Genomic DNA, 23,736 nt, shown 5'->3' with positions numbered 1-23,736 from the left:
ACAAAAAGGATGGCAGATGACAATTCTGCCGCCTTTTTTCGTATACACAGGAATCACTCTTTTGACGCGACTCTTACAGGATAGAGCGGAAAAGAACGGGTGATTCCTGTTTGAGTCGATTCCTTTTTCGTTTCTGCACTAATATGTGAACTTTATGTGTGTTTTTAGAAGAGAAAGCGCGAAATCGTCACAAATGGTGTGACATTTATCACGTTCTCGATGGATCTGTCTTTTCTAGAATAAAGACAAGACATCAAGTTGAAATGAGAAGGGAGCCGGACATTATGAGCAGTAAACCAGAGCCGAATTTATCAGGAACGATCGTCGCCGTCTTTATTGTTGCTTCAGTCATCATCGGGATGTGGGGATCGATTTTTCTATTATTTAGTTCGAGATAAGGAGGAAAGACAATGCACATTCATCGTTTGGAGAAAATTTGGTTGGTGTTTGGCTGTGTGATGTTAGCCGTTTTTTTAGTCATCATCGGTATTTCTGCTTTCGCCTCCGGCAATCAACCACCGTCCGATGCTACGTTGATTGATCCGACTCAAGTGGATCAGACCAAACCATTTGATAAACCGGGCTTAAAAAAAATTGACGACAACCGCTATGAAGCGGTCATGGTATCACAAGCATTTCAGTTTACTCCGCAGGACATGGTCATCAAAAAAGGAGCGACAGTGGATTTTCTCGTGACATCAAAAGATGTCGTTCACGGCTTTGAAATCGTCAAGACGAACGTCAATATGATGGTCGTACCCGGTCATATCAATTCGATTGAATACACCTTTAAAAAAGCCGGAGACTATTTGATTGTCTGTAATGAATATTGCGGAAGCGGTCATCATATGATGTCAACAAAAATTAAGGTGGTGGAGTAAATGAATGCCATTTCCAAGAAGTTAAAGGAGTTTGAGATGGAGCGTGGTCTTCCCGCTACAGCCATTGGATTGAAGGAAGCTAAACTGGCCTTTGCCCATGTCAGCTTTTCGCTGGTGGCGTTGCTGATCGGTGGATTGTGCGGGTTGTTGCAAACCCTCGTCCGGACAGGTGTCATCCCGGAAATTGCAGGCATCGGTTATTACGAATTGTTGACTGCTCACGGATTAATGCTGGCGATTGTGTTTACGACCTTATTTATTTTCGGATTATTATTTTCCTTTTTAGGACAATCGTTTGGTCGTTTTGAGGAATTCCCAAGACGTCTCGGTTGGGTCGGCTTTTGGTTCATGATGCTTGGTGTCGTCCTTGTCACATGGATGGTCCTTGCAGGAGAAGCTTCGGTTTTATATACCTTTTATGCACCGTTAAAAGCACACCCGGTGTTCTATATCGGACTCGTCATCTTCGTTGTCGGGACGTGGATCTCTTCAGGTGCGATGTTCCGGATGTACGCGGATTATAAACGGGAGCATAAAGGTGTCCATCCGCCGCTGCAGGCCTACATGAGTATCATGACAGTGTTATTGTGGGTGGTTGCGACACTCGGTGTCGCTGCAACGATTCTATTTCAGCTGTTACCGTTGTCACTCGGTTGGACGGACAAAGTCGGAATTGAGTTGTCCCGGACACTCTTTTGGTACTTCGGGCATCCGCTAGTGTATTTTTGGCTGCTGCCAGCGTATATCGTCTGGTATACCGTCATTCCGAAAATCGTCGGCGGAAAGATTTTTTCTGATGCCTTGGCCCGGATGTCCTTTTTACTATTCTTATTGTTTTCTTTCCCGGTAGGATTTCATCATCAATTGCTGGAGCCGGGTATCTCGGCCTTTTGGAAATACATTCAGGTTGTTCTCACATTTTTGGTCATCATTCCGTCACTCATGACAGCATTCTCGATGTTTGCGACGTTTGAACTGGCGGGGCGCCGTCAAGGTGCAACCGGACTGTTCGGCTGGATCAAGAAGATGCCGTACCGGGATGTCCGTTTTTTAGCACCATTTGTCGGGATGTTATTTTTCATTCCGGCCGGAGCCGGCGGGGTCATCAATGCGTCCCATCAATTAAATATCGTCGTCCATAACACACTGTGGGTGACAGGACATTTTCATATCACGGTCGGAGCGGCCGTTGCACTGACGTTTTTTGGAACGGCCTACTGGCTGGTTCCGTTGCTCAGAGGGCGGACATTGACGAAACAAATCAATCGGATCGGACTGGTTCAAACGATGTTATGGACGATTGGTATGCTGTTCATGTCGACAGCGATGCACATCTCAGGACTACTCGGTAACCCGAGACGGACCGGTCCTGCGGCTTACTTTAAGGATTCTCTTGTCGCCGACTGGATTCCTTATCATGTGGCGATGGCGATCGGCGGAACGATTTTATTCCTGTCGATTCTGCTGTTCTTATTTGCGATGTTCCAGCTCGCTTTCCGGGCACCGAAAGGGACGGAAGAGTTTCCTGTCGCTGAAACAGAAGAAGCGGCAATGCAGACGCCGTTATTCTTCGAGAATTGGAAACTCTGGATTTTCGTGACGTTTGCGTTAATTGCGTTTGCCTATACGGTTCCGATTTGGCATATGATTGAAAATGCGCCGCCGGGTGCGCCGGGCTGGAAACTCTGGTGACCCAACTAAAAACAACAAATGACCGGGTTCCTCTTGTGATACAGGAGGAACCCGGTCATTTTTATCGAGTATAAGAGCACTGTTAAGTATAAAAAATATTAAAGATCACTTGACGATATTGTGTTTAAAGGCATAAACGACAGCTTGCGTCCGGTCGACGACGTCGAGCTTCGACAGGATGTTCGACACGTGGGTTTTGACGGTCTTCAAAGAGATGAACAGCTCATCGGCAATTTCCTGGTTCGCCATGCCGCGTGCCATCAGTTGCAAGACTTCCTGTTCGCGTTCCGTCAAATCATCATGCAGATGACTGGTCGGTTTCCGTAATCGTTCCATCATCTTGCCGGTGACCTGAGCCGCCATGACGGATTGACCGTCTGCTGTTTTACGGATCGCTTCCGCAATTTCAAAGGCACTTGCTGTTTTTAAGACGTAACTCATGGCACCGGCTTCGATGACCGGATAGACTTTTTCATCATCCAAGAAGCTTGTGACGACTAAGATCTTGGCTTCCGGCCATTCTTTTCGAATCAACCGTGTTCCTTCGACCCCGTCCACCGGTTCCATAACTAAATCCATTAAAACGACATCCGGACGATGTTTCAGCGCAAGCTCGGCACCTGCTTGTCCATCCGATGCTTCTGCGACGACCTCGATATCCGGTTGAGTGGACAAAAAGGCAGAAACACCCGCACGGACCATTTCGTGATCATCGACTAATAACACTCGTATCATACTTGCACCATCCGATCTTTTCTTAATTTTACTTCAATTTGTGTTCCTTGTCCCGGAACACTGACAAGGCGGATTGTTCCGCCCATCTCAGCCGTTCGTTCCCGCATTGAGTTGATGCCGTAAGAAGCCAGTTTTTTCTCGTCGACGACGAAGCCGACACCGTCATCATTCATGCTTAAGATGACCGTATCATTAAATTGACGCAACTCGATGTCCATATGTGACGCTTTTGCATGGCGCAACGCGTTGGTCAAACCTTCTTGAACAATCCGGAACAATTCGTTTTCAATCGGGCGGGGCAGTTCAATGGCTTCAAGCTTCCAGCTGAGTTCGGTTGACTGCTTTCTCGATAATTCTTCCAGCAATTGAGTCAGACCTTGCTGAAGGGTCATCCCTTCCAGTTCTACCGGGCGCAGCTGCAACAATAAAGAACGCATTTCTGACTGTGCCGTCTGGGCCATCGTTTCGACCAAATCGATTTGTTTGGCTGCTGTTTCCGGTTGCGTCAGAATCGTCTGTTTGGCTGCAGTCGTCATCATCGAGATGGCATACAGTTGCTGGGAGACGGAATCGTGTAAATCACGGGCAAGGCGCTTGCGTTCTTCTGTAATGGCCTGAACACGGACTTGTTCGATATGTTGCGGACGGGTACTGATTTTTTGAACGGTTTCAACCTGTTCATCAATTCGTTTCCCGATGCGTGACAGACGTGTCAGCGTATGGAAATAGGGACCGTTGACAATCGTCACTTCTTTTCCCTGCTCCAGTTCAATAATGGCCGTAGTGACTCTCTTGAAATCACGCCGTAAAAAGAAATAATGGATACTGCCAACTGCCAGGGGCAGCAGAAGCGATAAGCCGATGACCAGCAGGAAAACAGGAAAGTCTTGTTGACGGACGAAAAGTACATGCCAATTGACTTGGCGTGTACTTAAAAATAATAACGTCGTCATCACGGCCGTCAAAAAACCGGTCATCACCTGAAGTGCGATGACACCAAGCGGAAATTGATCGCGTTTCATATCGAGGTCACCTCCACATTCCCGATGCCGAGCATGACATGAATCCGGACTTTCCGGACAGCCTCGTCATATTCGGGGGCCCGGTATTGGATCCGGCGGTTGAAGAAAGTAGGAATACGACGGACATCGGTTTTGACACTCCCGAAACCGATCGATGTGTCGAGCGTGTAGTCATAACCGGAAGGCAATAAAATCCGGACATCGCCGACGACACCGCTGACGACGATCAGCGTCTCACCTTCCGGAACATACGCATGCGTCAAGTCGATTTCAAGATCACGGACGATGAACTGTTCGCTTAAATCCTTTAAGACATACGGAAGTTCTTGTTGGGTCGCAAACGAATAGGCCGGCTGGATCTTGATCCCTTCCTCTTCATAAAGACTCGGGGAAATTTTTGAGAAAAAGAATTCCCGGACAGAATGGCGTGTCACGAGAATGATTCCGAGATACAGCAGGATGCCGGCGATGACGAAGCCGATTGCTGCTGAACTAAGAACGACACCGGCTAAGATGATTGTACCGACGATATAAAACAGGATGGCCAGTTTTTCATGATTTCTTTTTCGGAAATGAATACCGACATAGTACAGGAGGAAGGGGAAGAGAACCCCGAATAATACATTCCCCGCGCCTGTCATCAAATCATAGAATAGTCCGAGAGCAAACAGGATCGACACGTAGCCGACTAGTTGTTTTGTACTTAATCGTCGCACGGGCAATCTCCTTCCTGACATGACAAAGGGAGGCAAGAATGCCTCCTTCGTCCAAATACTTATTTTTGGAATCGACGTTCGAGATCGGCGATCCGCGCATCGATATCATCTTCTGCGATCGGAGCTTCCTCTTCATTCGATTCAGGTTCTTCTGTTGTGAATGGATGTTGTTCTTGTTTAATAGTAGCATTTGGTTCGCGTTCTAGCACCTGGTTCATCTTTGATTTTAAATTTGATACGTTTTCCCGCATCATCCATTCATACCGTTTGTTTTGCAAGTCTTCAAGCTTCAGTTTCAATTCCAGTGCTTCCCGTTCGAGCTGATTCAATTCACGTTTCGTTTCAACGATCAGTTCTTCAAAGAAACAGAATTGTTCCCCGTAATGTTTCGACTCGATGGCAGCCCGTTCTGCCAGTTCCTGTTCGCCTGCTTCTTTGGCGATTTCGACCTGTGCAAAACGTTTGTCCGCAAGTTCCTTCGCTTCATCCTGCTTTTGTTTTAATTCGGCGAGTAATGTCCGTTGACGTTCGAGTAAACGGTCGATTTCTTGTAAATCTGATTCGGTTGTCCGGATGTGACGGACGAGCTTTTTAGCGGGTGCTTCCCCTTGATCCGCTGCTTTCTTGACTTCTGTCATCATCTGATTCGCAAATTCGTTTAATTGATCAAATACATTTTTCATCAAAAATTCCTCCTTGGATGTTGAATCTACGTAATATGTTTAAATAACACGGAATGACTCAGTAACGGTTTTTATCGAGATCTTTCCAGTCAGCTTCAAAGTGTGCCGATGAGGTCTTGCGACGACGGGCGAACAGTTGGTTTAAATCGACCCGTTGCATTTTCATACGCATGTATCCGATGTAAAGTGCCAGTGCGGCGGCGATTCCTAAAACGGCCCAAATGTTCGATAAGGCAAAACCGATGCCGATTGCTGCGAGCAGTCCAAATCCGATTTTCGCAAAAACATTTGAGGTTTGGATAAACTTACTGATGGCATAAAAAGCGAGCAGTGCACCGAGCCCGAGTCCGATCATATGCGGTAATGTACCGATGACGACAGCGAGAAGGGCGAGACCGGCAAGTGCCATCAAGACCTGTTTCCCTTTTGATTGCTTCATGATGAAGCCTCCTTTTTCTTGATACTCTTATCTTAAGGGAAGAAGAGAAGAGGCACGACGCCCTTCGGACCGGAATCGTCTCCGACTTGAGGCGGAGTAGGGAAGTCTGACTTTAACGATTCTGCTAGGTCGGTAAAATGAGATATGGTAAAATACGGCGATAAGAAACGAGAGGAGTGGTGTTTTTATGTATGCAATCAGCCACGTGAAAGAAAACCGTATCGGAACACAGGGAGGGGTTTCCCTCCCTTAAATCAGAGGAGGAAACCATTTGAACGAATGGGGTAAAGTACCGGCGTATGAGACCGGAACAAATGAACAGTTAGGCCGTGTAACGGCAGTCTTTCAAAAACAGTACCGTGTGATGACGACTGACGGGGAAACGCTAAGTGAATTATCCGGAAAGCTGCGGTTTGAAGCGTTAACGAAAGCTGAACTGCCGGCCGTCGGGGACTGGGTGATTCAGAGCGGACGAGAAGCCGGTAAGGGACGAATCGAACGTGTTTTGCCGCGGAGTACGCAATTTTCCAGAAAAGCAGCCGGAACGGAAACCGAGGAACAGGTGATTTGCGCGAATGTCGATATTGCATTACTCGTCATGGCATTCGGGCACGATTTTAACGTTCGTCGCCTGGAACGCTATTTGACGGTCGCATGGGAAGCAGGCGCCACACCCGTGATCGTCTTAACGAAAAAGAGTCTGACAGCGTCCGCTGACGAATTCCTGTCCGAGGTGGAGGCAGTTGCCTTTGGGACACCGTATTTTGCTGTCGACTCGCTGACCGGAGAAGGATTAGATGATTTACGTGAAGCATTGCGACCAAACGAGACGATTGTTCTCGTCGGATCATCCGGTGTCGGGAAGTCAACGCTCGTCAATGCGTTGGCGGAAGAACAGTTGATGGAAACGGGCGGTGTCCGCGAAGATGATGAACGGGGCCGGCATACGACGACACACCGGGAGCTGAAACGGTTGTCGAGCGGATTGTTACTCGTTGATACACCGGGGATGCGGGAACTTGGACTATGGGACGGAACGGACGGATTGACGTCCACCTTCTCGGATATCGAGGAGCTGGCGGAATCCTGCCGTTTCCGGGATTGTCAGCATGGCGAAGAACCGGGCTGTGCCGTCCAAGCGGCGCTGACAGAAGGCACGCTGTCACATGAACGGTGGGGCAGCTTCCTGAAACTGAAGCGCGAAGTTGCCTATGCAGAACGAAAGCAAAACGCAGTTCTTCAGGCTGAGGAAAAAGAAAAGTGGAAGAAGATTCACAAACAGGCACAGGCACGGACGAAATTAAAATATCAAAAGCGATGATGGAATGTAGTAATGAAACGAACGACGCCTTTCTGATAAATCAGAGAGGCGTCGTTCGTTTCATTGAATCAGCTGTTAATCAAAATAAATTGTTCCCGTCAAATCATCAAGACGCTTTAAATCGTGTTGAATGGCTTGAATGTCACTGGGCTGCTGTTCCCGCAATGGTTTCGTACCGACCGGATGAACGCTCGCATCCCCATCTAAAGTAATAGTCCGGTTCGAAAGACGATCATTAAAATAACGATCATGCGAAACAAATAACAGTTCACCCGGAAAGACGTCAAGGGCGGCTTCAATTTGTTCACGGGTCGTCAAATCAAGATAGTTGGTCGGTTCATCCAAAATCAACAAACGGGCACCGGAAAAGTAAAGTCGTAAGAAAGCAATCCGGCATCGCTCTCCCATGCTGGCTTCAGCAATCGGTTTATACACCTGATCCCGGCGAAACAGAAAACACGCAAGCAGCGTCCGGGCATCGGTTTCGGAAATCGTCGTCTCCTGCAGTAACGCATCGAGCAGGGAACCGGAAACCGGTAAATTGGAAAGAGCCTGTGAAAAGTAGCCGACTGTCAGCGCGGGATGGCGCGTGATTGTTCCTTCCATCGGATCGAGCTCCCCTTGAATCAGCCGGAGCAGGGTCGTCTTGCCGGATCCGTTCCGGCCGATGACAGCAATCCGGTCGCCTTGTTGCATGGAAAAGGTCAGTTTTTTAAATAACGTCCGACCGTCATACGAAAAAGCGACTTTGTCTAACATAAACAGTTGTTTGGCGGCAAAGGATGCTGCTTCGAATGCCACATGAACGGAGGCTGGATGTTCCGGTTTGGCGACCCGGTGATCGATTGTCTGTTCGAGTTGTTTTTCTTTTGCCTTAAATTTCTTGGCTTGTTTCGCTGCTTTTTTCTTGGCGTAAGGATCCCGTTCGCTGGCGTGAGCAACAGCCTGTTGATGCCAGTTTTGATACTGGGTGATCATCCGTTTGAGTTCCTTCCGTGTTTTTTCCTGCTTTTCATACTCGCGTTCCTGGGTCAGGCGTTCCTGTTCTTTTTGCTGACGATATGCTTGATAATTACCTTTGTAGCGTGTCGCTTGATGCGGTGTCAGTTCGATGACAGCATCGGCTGTTGCATCGATGAAAGCCCGCTCATGCGAGACATACAAAATAGTGATCGCTGTCTGATTGATCCAGTTGATCAACCAATCAAGCGTCTCCGAATCCAAATGATTGGTCGGTTCATCGAGCAGAATGAAATCGGGTTGCTTGACCAACAGACAGGCCAGCTGAATCCGGGTCTGTTCACCGCCGCTGAGTGTGTCAAACGAATGAAGCCAGACATGTTCAGGTAACTGGACTTCTTTTAAAGCCCTTGCCGCATCCGCCTCAAGAGAAAACGCATCGAGATCGAGTGCCGTTTGGTAGATTTCAAGTGAAGAGGCATGCAGCGCCGCTTCCCGCGCCTGATACCGGAGTCGGTCGGCTTGTTTGACGAGCCGGATGGCAGGTGCACTTGAGGTGAGATGCTGGGCGACGTGACCGATCGTCGTGTAGCCGCGGAAGATGTTTCCCTCCATCGGTTGAAGCTGCTTTAAAATCAGCTGAAAGAGTGTCGTTTTACCGACACCATTGGCACCGACCAAAGCAACATGTTCACCGGGGCGGATCGAAAATGAAATGTGTTGAAACAACGTCTGTTCGGGAAGGTCAAAGCGTAGATCATGAATGGATAAGATTTCAGCAGGCATAGGTTCAGCTCCTTTGAGGTTCATTTCAAATTGTGATGAAATGAAAACACACCATCCGAAAGCGAGCGGATGGTGTGCAGGAGTGCAAATCAAAGAAGGTATATCCCGTATGACGGAAATACCGAAAATGAGCAGACTCGTAGCGTCAGTCATCCGCAACTCATTGCGAAAGTGATGAATTCTTTCATCATTAGACAGTAGCGAGTGAATGCTTCATTTCGGTATTGTACCTCCTGTTCATAGACTATGTGTTCAGTGTAGCAACTTGTCGTCAGCAAGACAAGTAAGAATCGAGCAGGGTTTGTGCAGCTGCAGCTTCTTCCGGACTCGGCGGCAGAACATCCGCCAATGGATAGTCGAGACCGAGTGCTTCCCATTTGTAGACGCCAAGCTGATGATAAGGCAGGACTTCGACCCGTTCGACATTCCCGAGTGTCCGGATGAATTCGCCGGTCTGTCGAAGGAACGTCTCCGTCATCGTCAAACCGGGCACGAGGACGTGACGGATCCAGACGGGAATGTTCCGCTCCGCCAATCGTTTGGCGAAGGCAAGGGTATTGGCATTACTCCGTCCCGTCAAAATCCGGCAGGTGGCGTCATCGATATGCTTAATGTCGAGTAATACGAGATCCGTATAATCGAGAATCCGGTCAATATTTTTCGGGACGACCGAGCCGGCTGTATCGATGACGGTATGCAATCCTTTTTGCTTGGCTTCCCGGAGTGCGGCTTCAAGGAACTCCGGCTGGGCGAGGGGTTCGCCACCGGAAAACGTGATACCGCCGCCTGTTGCGTCAAAGAAGGAGCGGTAACTTTCCGCTTCTTCAATGATTTCCGTTGCCGAGACGGAACGACCGCATCCGAATTCCCACGTATCCGCATTATGGCAGTATTGGCAACGTAAAGGACAGCCTTGTGTGAAGACGATAAAGCGAATGCCGGGTCCGTCGACCGTACCGCAGGATTCAACAGAATGAATCGTTCCGTGTGTCATGGTTATTCCGTCCTTTCTGTTCCGTTAAAGTGCACCGTGGAATGTCCGGTTGATGACGTCGATTTGTTGTTCGCGGGTCAATTTGATGAAGTTGACGGCGTAACCGGAAACCCGGATGGTCAACTGGGGATAAAGTTCCGGATGTTCCATCGCGTCAAGCAACGTTTCCCGGTCAAAGACGTTGACGTTTAAGTGATGTCCTTTTGAAGTAGTTCCGCCCATATAGCCGTCGAGCAGTCCGACAGTGTTGCGGATTCGTGTCGGTTCGTCTTTCCCGAGGGCTTTCGGGACAATCGAGAACGTATAAGAGATGCCGTCGAGTGCATGTTCATATGGTAATTTGCCGACGGATGTCAACGCGGCGACAGCCCCTTTCGTATCGCGCCCGTGCATCGGATTAGCGCCTGGTGCGAACGGTTCACCGGCCCGTCGTCCGTCCGGTGTGTTACCGGTTTTTTTGCCGTAGACGACGTTCGAAGTAATCGTCAGGACAGATTGAGTCGGTAAAGCATCACGATACGTCGGATGTTTCCGGATTTTTTCCATGAACAGTTTGACGAGATCAACGGCCATCTGATCGACTCGTTCATCGTTATTGCCGAATTTCGGGAAGTCGCCCTCGATTTTAAAATCAACCGCAATTCCGTCCGCATCGCGGATCGGGGAGACGGTAGCGTAACGGATCGCGGACAGGCTGTCAGCGACGACAGACAGACCGGCAATACCGCAAGCCATCGTCCGTAAGATTTCCGGATCGTGTAATGCCATTTCGAGACGTTCGTAACTGTATTTATCATGCATGAAGTGAATAACATTCAGTGTATTGACATAAAGTTCCGCCAACCAGTCGAGCTGGCGGTCGTAAGCAGCCATGACCGTCTCATAATCCAGGACGTCATCGAGAATCAAGTCGGTCTTTGGAGCGACCTGTATTTTGAGTTTTTCATCCATACCGCCGTTTAACGTGTAGAGTAATGCTTTTGCGAGGTTCGCCCGTGCGCCGAAAAATTGCATCTGTTTCCCGATTTTCATGGCGGAAACACAACACGCGATGCCGTAATCATCGCCATAAACCGGCAGCATCAAATCATCGTTCTCGTACTGAATCGAACTGGAGAGAATCGACATCTTGGCACAGAATTCTTTAAATCCGCGCGGCAGTTTTGTCGACCAAAGCACCGTCAGATTCGGTTCGGGAGCCGGACCGAGATTGACGAGTGTCTGCAGGAAGCGGAACGAACTTTTGGTGACGTTGGAGCGGCCGTCTTCACTCATTCCGCCGATCGATTCCGTGACCCAGGTCGGATCGCCGGAGAATAGATCATTATAATCCGGTGTCCGGAGGAATTTGACGATGCGCAGTTTCATGACAAAATGATCGACGAGTTCCTGTGCCGTTTGTTCCGTCAAACGACCGGTCTGTAAATCCCGTTCAATGTAGATGTCAAGGAATGTCGAGACGCGGCCGAGTGACATCGCGGCGCCGTTTTGCTCTTTAATGGCAGCGAGATAAGCCAGATACACCCACTGGAACGCTTCCTGGGCGGTTTCGGCCGGACGGGATAAATCACAGTCATACCGTTGTCCGAGTTCGGTCAGTTCCTGCAGCGCCCGGATTTGTTCGTTCATCTCTTCGCGGTCGCGAATCATCGATTCCGATAAGAAGCCGCCACGGTCCTGTAAATCCTGTTTTCGCTGTGCAATCAGGAAGGAGGTACCGTACAGGGCAACCCGTCGGTAGTCACCGATGATCCGCCCGCGTCCATATGCATCGGGAAGACCGGTGATGATCCCGGCTTTACGGGCGGCACGCATTTCAGGAGTATAGGCATCAAATACACCTTGATTATGTGTTTTCCGGTATTCACTGAACGTTTTGGTGACGAGCGGGTCCGCTTGAAAACCATAAGCTTCTAAGGCATCATTGACCATCCGGATGCCGCCGTTCGGGTGAATCGACCGTTTGAACGGTTCGTCGGTTTGCAGACCGACGATTTGTTCGAGCTCGCGGTTGAGATACCCCGGACCGTGTGACAGAATCGTTGAAGGTGTCGAGGCATCGACGGCATAGACCCCGCCGCGTAAACGTTCTTCACTTGTTAAATTCATGATTTGTTGCCACAGTGTTTCCGTAGCAACGGTAGGACCGGCGAGAAACTGATCGTCTCCCCGGTACTCTGTCCGGTTGCGGCGAATGAAATCAGCCACGTCAATCTGATTGTTCCACGCGCCTGTTTCGAATTGTTGCCATGCTGGCGTTTTTTCAAGTAACATCATGAACACTCCTTTGGTTGTAAGGTGAACAGTGCAAGATACATCCCTTATGTGAATAGTGTAACAAACATAAAGCGGGAAGAGTTTTACATCCCGGTGAAAGCGTAAGAGACTTCAAAAACGTTGGTATAGAAGGAATTATTCAAATGTGTACCAGTAGTCGGAAGAGGGTCGAAAAACAGGAAAACGTCGAAATTCAGCCGTTTTTTCAAATCTGTATCACTATTTTCATCCTGTTCTGAACAAGACAGTTGGAATCGTGATAAAAGTCACACCGGGTTATCTTGTATTTTTATGACGTATCGTTGACAATGAAAAAGGGAATATAGACCGTGGAGGTGCATAAAATGGATTTTTCAATGTTGGAAGACCGTGCCGATTACAGAGCAGGTGATTGGGTGACGTTAAAGGTATCAACTGAAGGAACGCCGCGAACGGGTATGATTACGGAGTTTGAGGAAGACGGCTTTTGGATTCGTTTTGAAGATGACTTTGATTTTGAAGACTTCATCGGATACAACGAAAAATACTTGGCGAAGCTGATCCGCCGTCCGAGTGATGTCCGGTCCGATTATCCGGTACTCCGTCAGTTTCCGAAACTGGCGGATGAACTGCAAGACCGGGTCATTCAAGGGTTCGATATTTTGACGGAAGAAATAAAGAGTGACCAGGAAGTGGTCTATCACATCCGGCTCATCGACGCAGGGAATGAATATACACAAACGTTACGTGGTCTGCGTGACGAAACGACCGATCAATTTGAATATGTCACAGAATGATGCAGAAGAGAGTAGGAGAATACACGTTATGGACTTTATGAAACCTTTTATTACGGAAGCATGGGAACGCGCCCGCTTCGAAAAAATGATGCCGGTTCAAGAACAGGCAATCCCATTATTACGCGAACGAAAAGATGTGTTGGTCGAAGCACCGACCGGAACCGGGAAAACATTGGCCTATGTCATCCCGGCACTGGAATTGATTGATGAAAATGAACCGCATATCCAAGTCGTGATCACCGCACCGACACGTGAACTGGTCATGCAGATTCATCAGGTCATTCAACTGTTTTCGCAAGGAAGCGGCATTAAATCCGGTGCCTTCATCGGCGGTGTCGAACTCAAACGCCAACACGAACGATTGAAGAAAAAACCGCAAATCATCGTCGGAACACCGGGCCGCCTCGTCGAACTGATTGATTCTAAAAAAATGAAGATGCATAAAGTGAAACTGATTGTTTTGGATGAAGCCGATCAAATTTATGAGAGCGGAATGAGTGCTTCGGCCACACGGATTGCCAACAGTGCATTGCGTGATCGTCAGCTGGCATTCATCTCGGCGACGTTGCCGGAACGAACGGCTGAATGGGGTAAAACGTTATTTGCGAACGAGCCGGAACGGATTAAAGTAGAACGTGTCATGAGTACGCAAGTGAAGTTCGGTTATATCGAGATGTCACGCCGCCTCAAACCGGAATACTTGCGCCGCCTGGCCAACATGCAGGGAGCGAAAGTGTTGACGTTCATCAACAACCGTTCATTCCTCGGACCGTTAAACGGTGAATTGAGTAAGTTCTCCTTAAAGTACCGTATTCTTGACGCCGAAAAAGGAAAACGCGAACGGATGGAGACGCTTCGTTCATATAAACGCGGAGAGTTCCCGTTACTTGTCACGACGGGGCTTGCCGCCCGTGGCCTCGACATCGAAGCGGTCACGCATGTCGTTCATTATGATTTACCCGAATCCTTCGATGATTTCGTTCACCGTTCAGGACGGACAGGGCGCGGGAACGCATCCGGTATGGTCCTTGCTCTTGTGACGGATCACGATTTGAAACACCTGAAGACATTGACTAAACAAATGGGTGTGGAACTAGAAGAAATGGAGATTTACCGTGGGGAAGTGATTCCGAAACGGGAAGAAACTGAACCAAAAACCATTAAACGCCCGGCGAACCCACACCGGAAAGGACCGACACGATGAAAAGCGAGCGAAAGATCATTCCTTTTCCAACGACCGTATCGGAAGCGGAGATGAATACGGCACTAAAAAAGATGTACCAGGAAGCCGCAACGGCCAGAAGTACGGATTGGGTCGCGTTCATCGAAGAGATTGCAACGGAAGGACGATGGTATTTAAAGGACGCTGAACTGTTCCGTGATCTATTCGTTGATTGGGCCATTTTCTATGAAACGGACGAACAAGGCAAAACACCGCACGGTCGTTTTTTAGAACAGGTCAAGGAAGACATGTCACCGAGTTTATACCGTGCTTTAAGAGGGTTGGCGGATCCGGTGCCTTCTCTGTTTCTTGTTGAGGAAGACCGGGTCGTCGACATCATGTCAAAGCAGACCTATCAGACCGATTTAGGAGAAATTGAAGTCGAACCGGGGGATTTACTGGTCGGTAAACTTCTTTATATCTCGGGGAAATGGCGTTTTGCAATTGCTTACATGAAAGTCGCCAAAGCATTAGTGCCGGAAGTCCGGATTCTTTTGGCGGATTTCGTGGATGAGGTAGGAGAAGATGCCTTGTTACGCCAATATCCTGAATTCTGTGCCGAGTTAATTGATTTATTGCTCGATATCGAAGAAGGAAACATCGCCCCACGCCCGGAATGACAAAAAAATCGGCCTTTCCGTACTCATTCGGAAGGGACGGTTTTTTTTGAGTGGAAATCATTATTCCATTTCGGAACGATATACACCGATGCCGTTTTTATCTTGATGCTTCACACGATACATGGCTAAATCCGCCTGTTTCAACCATTGTTCTAAATCGGATTCCAAATCGTGGCGTGCGACGCCGACACTGGCAGAAACACGTAACCGTTGTCCGTGATACTGGTACGGTTTCGACAACTGATTCAAGAAAATCTTACAGCGTCTTCTTAAAGAAACTTCATCTTTCGCCGAGGTCAGCAGAGCAAATTCGTCTCCACCTAGCCGGTAAACCGATTCGTCAGCGGATAATTCTCCGGCAAGACGTCGTGCGACTTCTATCAGAATATAGTCTCCGGCTTCATGACCGTACGTGTCATTAATTTGTTTGAAGCCGTCCAAATCAATCAGGGCGAGATAATTCAAGGTAACTGTTTTTTCATGAAACGTTTTTTCCAACGATCGGCGATTGCCGATGTGGGTTAAACCGTCATGATAGGCATGGTATTCGATTTGCTGTTGACGTGCCATCCGCTCTGTTACGTCATGCAAGATCAAGAAGTGGCCAACGGCAGTATCGCCAATCTGAATCGGGATCGGAATTAATTCGAATTGTTGATTCGCTTCATTTTGATAATGATTCGTCCCTATCTTCAAGGCAGTTTGAACATGGTGCAGTTCGTCCGTCACATCATCAATCGTCATGTCTGAAAGGCCAAAAATCCGTTGAGCAGCCTGATTCGCATAAGTCGGTTCCTGATTCTGATTAAAGCGAACGATTGGATCAGGATGTCCCATGAACAGCGGAATGACTTGTTGTTCACTGGCTTTGATTTGTTCAGTTCGTCGATCCACCCGTATCGCCAATTGTTCATTTCGGGTATCGAGTTGACGAACGATCGATGTATGTTGGCGCGTGATAAGAATCTGGCGAACAATCAATAAAAATAAGATGATAAAGACATCCTGTTTTTGTCCGTCCTCATCCAGGAAATAGTGAAGGAATAATGGTAAAGATAACAGCGGGAGCCAAGCACGTTGGACGATCGGCGACTTATTAACCCCTTCAGCGATATGGTCAATATGCCAAAGGATCGCTGCGCTCTGAGCCAAACGGATAAGGATGGGCGAGAAAACCAGATACTGCATCGTAAATGCCGGAAAATAAACGGACGATATTTCATACAGACCTCGAATGAAAATCGATAAGAACAGTAAAAATAGTGTCGTCCGGGATACCCAGTGGGTGTCCTGGATAAAGAAAAAGTAAAAGAACACGAACAGACCGAGTGATGTATTGATGATGACGACAAGCGAATAAGGGAACGGATTGACAGCGGGATCGACCAGTTCATTCAGAATATGAAACGCAACTAAAGCAAGAAAGATGACTAAAATGATGGCATCGATAAAAGCCAAAAGGTGTTGACCGAAACTCTTTTTAGAAGCAATCCGGTAAAAAATAGCATACAAAAATAAATAATGAGACAAGGAAAATAAAGCGAGGCTGTAGAATCCGGAAAAACTTTCGGGCGGACTGAACAAATGAATTGTTTCTAAGACGGATCCGATGACGGATAGACATAAAGAACCAAGCGCAAGCAACCAGAAATTCCGTCTAGGAACGATGAGAAACTGTTCTTTTTTATAGGCGACTAAAATGAAAAAGGCAATCAAGATCATCGACAGATACTGCAGAATTTGTTCGACGACAAGGTTGGGAATCGATTCGTTTGCAGAGGAAATCACTACGAGCAGCGTAGAAATGATCAGCAACGGCGGAAACCATTTTATGAAATAGGGGGATCGTTGCATGAAACTGCCTCCTCACTTGAAGTGTGTTGTCCTTTTTTTATCATACACTGCTTTTGTCCGGTTCATGTGAATCAAAAAAAAATCGTATCCGTCCGTCGTATTGACGAATGGATACGATTCAATAAGAAAAAAATTAGTTTTTATAGTTTTCGTATGCCTCGACTTTTTCGGATAAATAAGTCCAGTATTCCATCAACTGATCGATTTTTGCTTTCGCTTGTTCGATTTGCTGATAAAGATCGTTGACCTGACCTAAATCACTTCCGGAAGAAGCCAGTTGTTGCTCAAGAGATTCCGCCTGAAGTTCCGCTTCCTCGATTTGAGATTCAATCGTCTTCCAGTCGAGCTGTTCCTGATAACTTAGTTTTTTGGGTGTCTCGGCAGGCGGTGCTTCGACGGTCGGCACGTCTTTTACGATAGGTGCCTCGATGACGGAAGGGAGTTCCCGTTGCTCTAAATAATCGGTGTATTGACCGTAGTACGATACGATTTCACCGTTTTCAAATGCTAATAACCGGTTGACGACACGGTCAAGGAAATAGCGGTCGTGACTGACTGTGATGACGGTTCCCGGGAACGAGTCCAAATAATCTTCCAACACGGATAACGTTTCCGTATCCAAATCGTTGGTCGGCTCGTCAAGGAAAAGAACGTTTGGTTCATCCATCAAAATCGTGAGCAGTTTCAACCGTCGTTTTTCACCACCGGATAATTTACCGATTGGTTTATATTGTGCTTCCGGTTTAAACAAAAATTGTTCAAGCATCTGACTTGCCGTGATTTCCTGACCGTCCAGGGTCGTGATGACTTGGGCGATCCGTTCGACTTCTTGAATGACCCGGCGGTTAGGGTGACTGAATTCTGCGAATTGACCGTAAAAGCCGACTTTTACTGTTTCGCCGTGAATAACTTCACCGCTCGTCGGTTCCAGGCGTTTGGCAAGAATTGATAACAAAGTGGATTTTCCACTCCCGTTTCGTCCGACGATTCCGTATCGTTCCTTCCGGCCAAATAACCAGCTGAAATCATTGAACAACGTCCGGTCGCCAAATTGCTGACTGACATCCACCGCTTCGATGACTTTTTTCCCGAGTCGGGTGGAGCCGACCTGAACTTCGAGCGCTGCTTCGTCTTCTTCGTAAGACAGTTCTTGCAGAGCATCCACCCGTTGAATCCGTGCCTTTTGTTTGGTCGTCCGTGCTTTCGCCCCGCGGCGCAGCCAGGCGAGTTCCCGCCGAAGGATGTTTTGTCGTTTTTCTTCCATCGAGGCTGTCCGTTCCCGGCGCTCCGCCCGTTTCTCGAGGAATGACTCATAATTGCCAACATAGAAGTAAGCTGTACCGTTCGCGATTTCCATCATATGATTCGTGACACGGTTCAAGAAGTAACGATCGTGGGTGATCAGTAAGATCGCCCCGCGGTATTCCTTAATTTGCGATTCAAGCCAAGTGATCGTCTCGGCGTCAAGTTCGTTGGTCGGCTCATCGAGGAGTAAAAGATCGGCTTCGTCGAGCAACGCTTCAGCCAGTCCGACCCGTTTTCGTTGTCCGCCTGACAAGGAACCGATCGTAGCTTCAAGATTCGTGATGCCGAGTTTATTTAAAATCATTTTGAGACGGGACTCAGTATCCCAGGCGTTCGCAGCATCGATTTCTGTTTGTGCGCTGATGAACCGTGTCAGTAACGTTTCATTTGCCGGATCTTGCTCAAGAGCCAACCGTGCAACTTCATAATGACGAAGCGCATTGATGGTGGGGGTATTGCCGGATAACAAAACCTGCATGACTGTTTGATCTTCCGGATAATCCGTTGACTGCGAAAGCAGGCGGATCCGGTAGTCATTTGGATGTTGAAGCTCACCGGCGTCCGGTGTTTCTTGTCCAGCTAAGATATGAAGCAACGTTGATTTTCCGGTACCGTTGACACCGATGATTCCGATCCGGTCACCGGGACTCACGGAAAAGGTGACATCCTCGAATACGATTTTATCGGCGAATTCTTTTTTTAGTTGATCGACTTTAAGTAACATGTCAGACTCCTTCTACAATTTCCTTGATTTGTTGTTCGACCAGAACGACCAGTTCTTTTTGCGACATGGATGTCGGGTCGATCGGTTTTAAAATCGTCACATCGACGGTCGCCGGTCGAATGCGTCCGGTTTCCTCCATGACACGATAGCTTCCTGAAATCGCAATCGGAACGACTAATGCTCCGCTCGATGTAGCCAGTGTAAAACTGCCTGCCTTAAACTCGGCGACAGGTCCTCCTTTAGAACGTGTGCCTTCGGGAAAAATAATCATCGATTGACCATCTTTAATCGTGTCGATTCCGGCCCGGATAGCTTTGAGAGACTGTCGGCGATCTTTGCGGTCAATCATGACACATCCCATCAGATTCATCCAGACATTCACAATGGGAATCTTGTTCACTTCAATTTTTGAGATGAAGGCTTTTGGTTTGTCGATTTTTCCGAGGAGGATCGGAACATCAAAATTACCTTGATGATTAGCGATGAAGACGACTGGTTGATCGGCCGGGATGTGTTCCTGACCCGTCATCCGGACCTTGACTCCGGCAAGCCGGAGTAATGAGTTTGCCCAGGCATGAGCCACTTTTTGTGTATAGGCGTAGCGTGCAGCGTGCGTTCGACGTTTTGCCCCCGGAAGAAACGGTAATGTAAGGGGTAGAACCAGTCCAAAATGAATGAACCAGATGATTGTGCGTAACATAGTGGCATCAGACTCCTTTTTTGCTTTCAATGATTATTGTACAAAAAAAGACCGGGTATCGCACCCAGTCTTCGTCATTATTCCCAATAACGAGGTTCCGACTCTTCTTCGGTTTCTCCAAGTTCAAACGTCAAACGACGGGTCGTTGGGTCAATCGAGAAAGAAGCGTTAGTATTATCAATCTGTTTGATTTCCATCGACTCCTCGTCAAGGATCAATGTCAGTCGGACCTTATCTTCGTGATCGACAAGCAGGACGCCGTCTTCTTTTAACCACAGGTCGATGACAGGCGAGTAACGAAGGGTCCAACCGTTGGATAAGGGAATTTCATTCATAATGACTCAGTTCCTCCTAATCATACGAAGTTAAAGCGGTTCTTTATTTATCATGCTGTTCTGTCGCCGATAATGCAAGTGGTGGAATGGATTCACGTTGATCGTAAGACAATTGATACGACTGTTCCCGTTTTTTCATCCGTTCATACTGCTTTTTGACTCGGCGATGCTGCACATATTCATGATAGGACTGGTGAGATGTCCGAAGGAGCTGTCTGAAGGAAGAGAGCGATAAGCAGATGGCGAGTGTAAAAACGAATACACCGATTGAATCTGTATAATAGCCGGTCGTATAACTCAAATATGTACTGATGAGACCTGTAAACGTCGTGAAAAGATAAAACCACATGACACGCCCTCCTTATTTAGATGATATACATCTTCTAAAGAATTCGTGACAAAACCGTGATTTCCTGTATCGTCCTGTAAAACTTCGGGAAAAATAAAAAAATCCACACGCTTAGTGTAGATTTTATGGAGTGTCAATATGTTGAAGTGCAGGTGTCTTCGGAGACAGGTCTGTACTGTTCGAACCTTCTGCAAAAACGATTCCGATCGTTGCGAGGAATGCAAAAAAAGCAAATACCAATGTTTTTGTGAAGCGTCTTGCGAAAGAACGCGATTGAATGTTATGAAACATGTTTTTCCCCCATATTTAACTAAACTAAACCTTCTTTTTCCTATTGTTTTATCATATATCTTTTTTTCAAAAAAATCACTCAAATCAGAACCGTTCACAAAAATGTCATATTTGGTCACTTTTGCTTCATGTCGGAGAGGGGAGGAAAAAGAGTATAGTATGATAGGTGATACGCAGGAACAGATGGAAACAACAGAAGGGAGATGACCACTCATGGCATTACGCGCAGGACAGGTTGTCACATTAAAAGTAGAACGAGAAGCAGAGTTTGGTGTTTTCTTAAGCAACGGGGAAGAGGACATCTTACTTCATAATAATGAACAAACAAAAAAGCTCGAACTTGACGAAGAAGTGGAAGTCTTTCTTTATCAGGACAACGAAGGGCGTCTCGCTTCTTCGATGACGATTCCGGAAGCATCGTTTGAAGACTACGTCAAAACGACGATTAACGGTACGCGTTACAATACAGGCGTATTTGCAAACATCGGTATTCAAAAAGACGTGTTAGTATCTCTTGATGATTTGCCGCAACGCCGGACATTTTGGCCGGAAGAAGGAGATCAACTCTACATTCGTCTCAAACATGACCAAAAACTTCGTTTACTCGGAGATCCGGCTCCCTATGCGTATTTTAACTTACGGGCAAAACCGGCACCGGAAGAGTGGAATAACATGGATGTCGAAGGACTTGTCTTTGCTCAGCGGGATCCCGGCGTCAACGTCTGGGTCAATGAACAGACGATTGGTTTTCTCCATGAACAAGAGATGGAACGGTGGCCGCGACTTGGAGAAGTTATGAAATTACGGGTGACAAATGTGAAGCCAGATGGTACAGTATTACTTTCAGCAAGACCACGTGCTCACGAGGCAATCGACATCGATGCGGATTTGATCATGAATCACCTGCTTGAACATGGTGGTCAGATGTCGTATGGTGATAAGACACCTCCTGAGACGATTGATGAGGTATTTGGCCTAAGTAAGGCTGCCTTCAAACGTGCTTTAGGTCGATTGTTGAAAGACAAAAAAATAGAAAAACATGAAACGGGTATTCGGTTAACGAAATAAGTTAACCAACTTAAGCCTACGTTTCGAATAAATAGTTAGGAATTCATCATTTTGGTGGTTGCGGCTGGTACTTACCGGCGACCATTTCCAAATAAAACCCCATCACTAGTGGGGGCAAACGGCGCGAATTCAAGCGTTGTACGGTCCGGGCATCATGCCTTTCCCTCGCCCTTATGGCAACGATTATGATGGTGACTTCCCTAAACATTATTATACGCAGAAATAGCCCCTATCTTTAAGGAAGAGGTTCTGCTATAATAGGTAGTCGATTGTATTCGTTACGGTAGCGTCTGTTTAGTGGCAGACGCTTTTCATATGACAAAGGAGAGTATTTAGCATTGACAACATTTCGTGAATTAAATCTTAGTGAGGCACTTATCAAAGGTGTCCTAAAAATGGGCTTTGAAGAAGCAACTCCAATCCAAGCAGAAACAATTCCAGTCGGTCTTAGCGGCGTTGACTTAATCGGTCAAGCACAAACAGGAACAGGGAAAACAGCTGCATTCGGTATTCCAACGATTGAGCGTCTTGACGCAAAATCACGTTATATCCAAGCATTGATCCTTGCACCGACTCGTGAGCTTGCGATTCAAGTAGCAGAAGAGCTTAACCGCATTGGTGAAGTAAAACGTGTTCATGCATTGCCAGTATACGGTGGTCAGCAAATCGACCGTCAGATTCGTGCGCTTCGTAAGAACCCACAAATCGTCGTCGCTACACCTGGTCGTCTAATGGACCACATGAACCGTAAAACATTAAACCTTGACCACGTCCAAACAGTTATCTTGGATGAGGCAGATGAAATGTTGAACATGGGCTTCGTGGAAGATATCGAAAAAATCTTGGGTACACTTCCGCCAACTCGCCAAACACTTTTATTCTCTGCGACAATGCCGCCGCAGATTCGTAAAATCGCAGATCGTTTCATGACGACTCCGACTCACATCAAAGTAAAAGCAAAAGAAATGACTGTCGAAAACATCGACCAATCATTCATCGAATTAAAAGAAAGCCAAAAATTCGACGTCCTTTGCCGCTTGATTGATACGGATTCTCCGGAACTCTCGATCATCTTCGGTCGTACGAAAAAACGTGTCGATGAGATGACAGAAGGTCTAATCCAACGTGGTTATACAGCTGACGGCTTACACGGTGACTTAACACAAGCAAAACGTGACCAAGTCATCCGTCGCTTCAAAAAAGGAACAATCGATATCCTTGTTGCAACTGACGTAGCGGCACGTGGACTTGATATTTCAGGCGTTACACACGTCTACAACTTCGACGTCCCGCAAGATCCGGAGAGCTATGTTCACCGTATCGGTCGTACAGGTCGTGCTGGTAAAACAGGATCAGCAATCACATTCGTTACACCACGTGAGTTTGGTCAAATCAAAACAATCGAACGTGTAACAAACAAAAAAATGTCACGTCGTCATGCACCGACGCTTGACGAAATCTTGGAAGGCAACTTGAAACTTGCTGCACAAGAGTTGATCAAACGTGTAGAAGCGAAAAACTCACAAGAGTATACAACACTCGCTCAAGAACTTCTTGAAGAGTATGAAGCGGTTGAATTAATCGCAGCAGCGCTTAAAGGATTAACGAAAGAGCCGGATGCAACGCCAGTTCAAATTTCGTCAATCGAACCAATCCGTGTTAAACGTTTTGGCAGCAACGGTGGCGGTGGTAACCGTCGTCCTTACGGCAACAAAGGTGGATCAGGTTCTGGTTCTTCTTCTAACCGTGGTGGCGGATACCGTGGCAGCAACCCACGTGGTGGGGAGCGCCGTGAAGGCGGTCGTCCTTCTGAAGGAAACCGTAGTTCTTCATCAGCGTCATCAGATCGCCGTGAAGGTGGATACGCTGGCCGTAACCGCAGTGAAAGTGATCGCAACCGTGGTGGACGTAAACCACGTTTTGAAAAGTAAGAAGTTTGAACCGATTTGTCACAGACAAGTCGGTTCTTTTTTATCAAAAATTAGG

Annotated in this window: 22 protein-coding genes; 8 read left to right on the top strand and 14 right to left on the bottom strand. The window is 47.3% G+C overall.

Annotation, left to right across the window (positions count from 1 at the left end; genetic code table 11):
- The first annotated feature begins 410 nt into the window (after window positions 1-410).
- Together ABIC15_RS09580 and ABIC15_RS09575 are read left to right on the top strand one after the other, a co-directional pair.
- Window positions 411-881: a cytochrome c oxidase subunit II gene (locus tag ABIC15_RS09580; protein ID WP_012369502.1), complete on the top strand. Its 471-nt coding sequence runs from the start codon at window positions 411-413 to the stop codon at window positions 879-881.
- Window positions 882-2,573, top strand: a complete 1,692-nt coding sequence (locus ABIC15_RS09575) for a b(o/a)3-type cytochrome-c oxidase subunit 1 (protein ID WP_376778097.1) — start codon at window positions 882-884, stop codon at window positions 2,571-2,573. It abuts the gene before it with no gap.
- 105 nt (window positions 2,574-2,678) lie between these two features.
- Here the strand turns inward: ABIC15_RS09575 and ABIC15_RS09570 are convergent, their stop codons facing one another.
- The 5 genes from ABIC15_RS09570 to ABIC15_RS09550 are packed head-to-tail and all read right to left on the bottom strand — an operon-like array spanning window position 2,679 to window position 6,168.
- On the bottom strand, window positions 2,679-3,308 hold the full coding sequence (locus tag ABIC15_RS09570; RefSeq protein WP_012369504.1) for a response regulator transcription factor: 630 nt from the start codon (window positions 3,306-3,308) through the stop codon (window positions 2,679-2,681).
- The gene (locus ABIC15_RS09565) at window positions 3,305-4,330 is read right to left on the bottom strand and encodes a sensor histidine kinase (RefSeq protein ID WP_214766421.1); all 1,026 of its coding nucleotides are present in this window, start codon (window positions 4,328-4,330) and stop codon (window positions 3,305-3,307) included. Before ABIC15_RS09565 ends, ABIC15_RS09570 begins: the two co-directional genes overlap by 4 nt.
- Entirely contained in the window at window positions 4,327-5,046 is a 720-nt protein-coding gene (gene liaF / locus ABIC15_RS09560; RefSeq protein ID WP_012369506.1) for a cell wall-active antibiotics response protein LiaF, read from the bottom strand. Before liaF ends, ABIC15_RS09565 begins: the two co-directional genes overlap by 4 nt.
- Window positions 5,047-5,105: 59 nt before the next feature.
- The gene (locus ABIC15_RS09555; protein WP_354020569.1) at window positions 5,106-5,729 is read right to left on the bottom strand and encodes a PspA/IM30 family protein; all 624 of its coding nucleotides are present in this window, start codon (window positions 5,727-5,729) and stop codon (window positions 5,106-5,108) included.
- A gap of 58 nt (window positions 5,730-5,787) precedes the next feature.
- Window positions 5,788-6,168 (bottom strand): lmo0954 family membrane protein, encoded by a 381-nt coding sequence (locus ABIC15_RS09550; protein WP_012369508.1) that lies wholly within the window; start codon window positions 6,166-6,168, stop codon window positions 5,788-5,790.
- A 271-nt stretch (window positions 6,169-6,439) separates the two neighbouring features.
- Between ABIC15_RS09550 and rsgA the strand changes: the two genes are divergently transcribed.
- Window positions 6,440-7,489 carry a ribosome small subunit-dependent GTPase A gene (rsgA, locus tag ABIC15_RS09545; RefSeq protein ID WP_214766415.1) on the top strand — a complete coding sequence of 350 codons (1,050 nt, stop codon included), beginning with the start codon at window positions 6,440-6,442 and terminating at the stop codon, window positions 7,487-7,489.
- A 75-nt stretch (window positions 7,490-7,564) separates the two neighbouring features.
- Here the strand turns inward: rsgA and abc-f are convergent, their stop codons facing one another.
- The 3 genes from abc-f to pflB form a co-directional block, all read right to left on the bottom strand.
- Window positions 7,565-9,235 carry a ribosomal protection-like ABC-F family protein gene (abc-f, locus tag ABIC15_RS09540; protein ID WP_354020568.1) on the bottom strand — a complete coding sequence of 557 codons (1,671 nt, stop codon included), beginning with the start codon at window positions 9,233-9,235 and terminating at the stop codon, window positions 7,565-7,567.
- 271 nt (window positions 9,236-9,506) lie between these two features.
- Window positions 9,507-10,229, bottom strand: coding sequence for a pyruvate formate-lyase-activating protein (gene pflA / locus ABIC15_RS09535; protein ID WP_354020567.1), 723 nt, complete (start codon window positions 10,227-10,229; stop codon window positions 9,507-9,509).
- A gap of 24 nt (window positions 10,230-10,253) precedes the next feature.
- Window positions 10,254-12,503 carry a formate C-acetyltransferase gene (gene pflB, locus ABIC15_RS09530; protein ID WP_041261474.1) on the bottom strand — a complete coding sequence of 750 codons (2,250 nt, stop codon included), beginning with the start codon at window positions 12,501-12,503 and terminating at the stop codon, window positions 10,254-10,256.
- A 347-nt stretch (window positions 12,504-12,850) separates the two neighbouring features.
- On the opposite strand from pflB, the gene ABIC15_RS09525 reads away from it, so the two are divergent.
- From ABIC15_RS09525 to ABIC15_RS09515, 3 genes are read left to right on the top strand one after another with little or no spacing between them, the layout of a single operon-like run.
- Window positions 12,851-13,282 carry a hypothetical protein gene (locus ABIC15_RS09525; RefSeq protein WP_214766409.1) on the top strand — a complete coding sequence of 144 codons (432 nt, stop codon included), beginning with the start codon at window positions 12,851-12,853 and terminating at the stop codon, window positions 13,280-13,282.
- Between the two features lie 28 nt (window positions 13,283-13,310).
- On the top strand, window positions 13,311-14,486 hold the full coding sequence (locus tag ABIC15_RS09520) for a DEAD/DEAH box helicase (RefSeq protein WP_012369514.1): 1,176 nt from the start codon (window positions 13,311-13,313) through the stop codon (window positions 14,484-14,486).
- Window positions 14,483-15,124, top strand: coding sequence for a hypothetical protein (locus ABIC15_RS09515; protein WP_012369515.1), 642 nt, complete (start codon window positions 14,483-14,485; stop codon window positions 15,122-15,124). Before ABIC15_RS09520 ends, ABIC15_RS09515 begins: the two co-directional genes overlap by 4 nt.
- 60 nt (window positions 15,125-15,184) lie before the next feature.
- Here the strand turns inward: ABIC15_RS09515 and ABIC15_RS09510 are convergent, their stop codons facing one another.
- The 6 genes from ABIC15_RS09510 to ABIC15_RS09485 all read right to left on the bottom strand — a co-directional run bounded on the left by ABIC15_RS09510 (window position 15,185) and on the right by ABIC15_RS09485 (window position 20,682).
- On the bottom strand, window positions 15,185-16,978 hold the full coding sequence (locus ABIC15_RS09510) for a diguanylate cyclase domain-containing protein (protein ID WP_354020566.1): 1,794 nt from the start codon (window positions 16,976-16,978) through the stop codon (window positions 15,185-15,187).
- 133 nt (window positions 16,979-17,111) lie between these two features.
- Window positions 17,112-19,007 carry an ABC-F family ATP-binding cassette domain-containing protein gene (locus ABIC15_RS09505; RefSeq protein ID WP_354020565.1) on the bottom strand — a complete coding sequence of 632 codons (1,896 nt, stop codon included), beginning with the start codon at window positions 19,005-19,007 and terminating at the stop codon, window positions 17,112-17,114.
- A gap of 1 nt (window position 19,008) precedes the next feature.
- Window positions 19,009-19,707, bottom strand: coding sequence for a lysophospholipid acyltransferase family protein (locus ABIC15_RS09500; RefSeq protein ID WP_012369518.1), 699 nt, complete (start codon window positions 19,705-19,707; stop codon window positions 19,009-19,011).
- 77 nt (window positions 19,708-19,784) lie between these two features.
- On the bottom strand, window positions 19,785-20,042 hold the full coding sequence (locus ABIC15_RS09495; RefSeq protein WP_012369519.1) for a hypothetical protein: 258 nt from the start codon (window positions 20,040-20,042) through the stop codon (window positions 19,785-19,787).
- A gap of 43 nt (window positions 20,043-20,085) precedes the next feature.
- On the bottom strand, window positions 20,086-20,391 hold the full coding sequence (locus ABIC15_RS09490; protein WP_012369520.1) for a hypothetical protein: 306 nt from the start codon (window positions 20,389-20,391) through the stop codon (window positions 20,086-20,088).
- A 123-nt stretch (window positions 20,392-20,514) separates the two neighbouring features.
- Window positions 20,515-20,682 (bottom strand): hypothetical protein, encoded by a 168-nt coding sequence (locus ABIC15_RS09485; RefSeq protein WP_012369521.1) that lies wholly within the window; start codon window positions 20,680-20,682, stop codon window positions 20,515-20,517.
- Between the two features lie 213 nt (window positions 20,683-20,895).
- Between ABIC15_RS09485 and ABIC15_RS09480 the strand changes: the two genes are divergently transcribed.
- Both ABIC15_RS09480 and cshA read left to right on the top strand, forming a co-directional pair.
- Window positions 20,896-21,750 (top strand): S1-like domain-containing RNA-binding protein, encoded by an 855-nt coding sequence (locus ABIC15_RS09480; RefSeq protein ID WP_214766405.1) that lies wholly within the window; start codon window positions 20,896-20,898, stop codon window positions 21,748-21,750.
- A gap of 338 nt (window positions 21,751-22,088) precedes the next feature.
- A complete protein-coding gene (cshA, locus tag ABIC15_RS09475; protein WP_012369523.1) occupies window positions 22,089-23,681 on the top strand; it encodes a degradosome RNA helicase CshA in 1,593 nt (530 codons plus the stop codon).
- Window positions 23,682-23,736 lie beyond the last annotated feature (55 nt).

The organism is Exiguobacterium sp. PvP048 (genome assembly GCF_040549175.1).
In the GTDB taxonomy this organism is placed as follows: Bacteria; Bacillota; Bacilli; order Exiguobacteriales; family Exiguobacteriaceae; genus Exiguobacterium_A; species Exiguobacterium_A artemiae.
The sequence above is the reverse complement of the archived record's forward strand: the minus strand, read 5'-3'. Positions and strand labels throughout refer to the sequence as shown.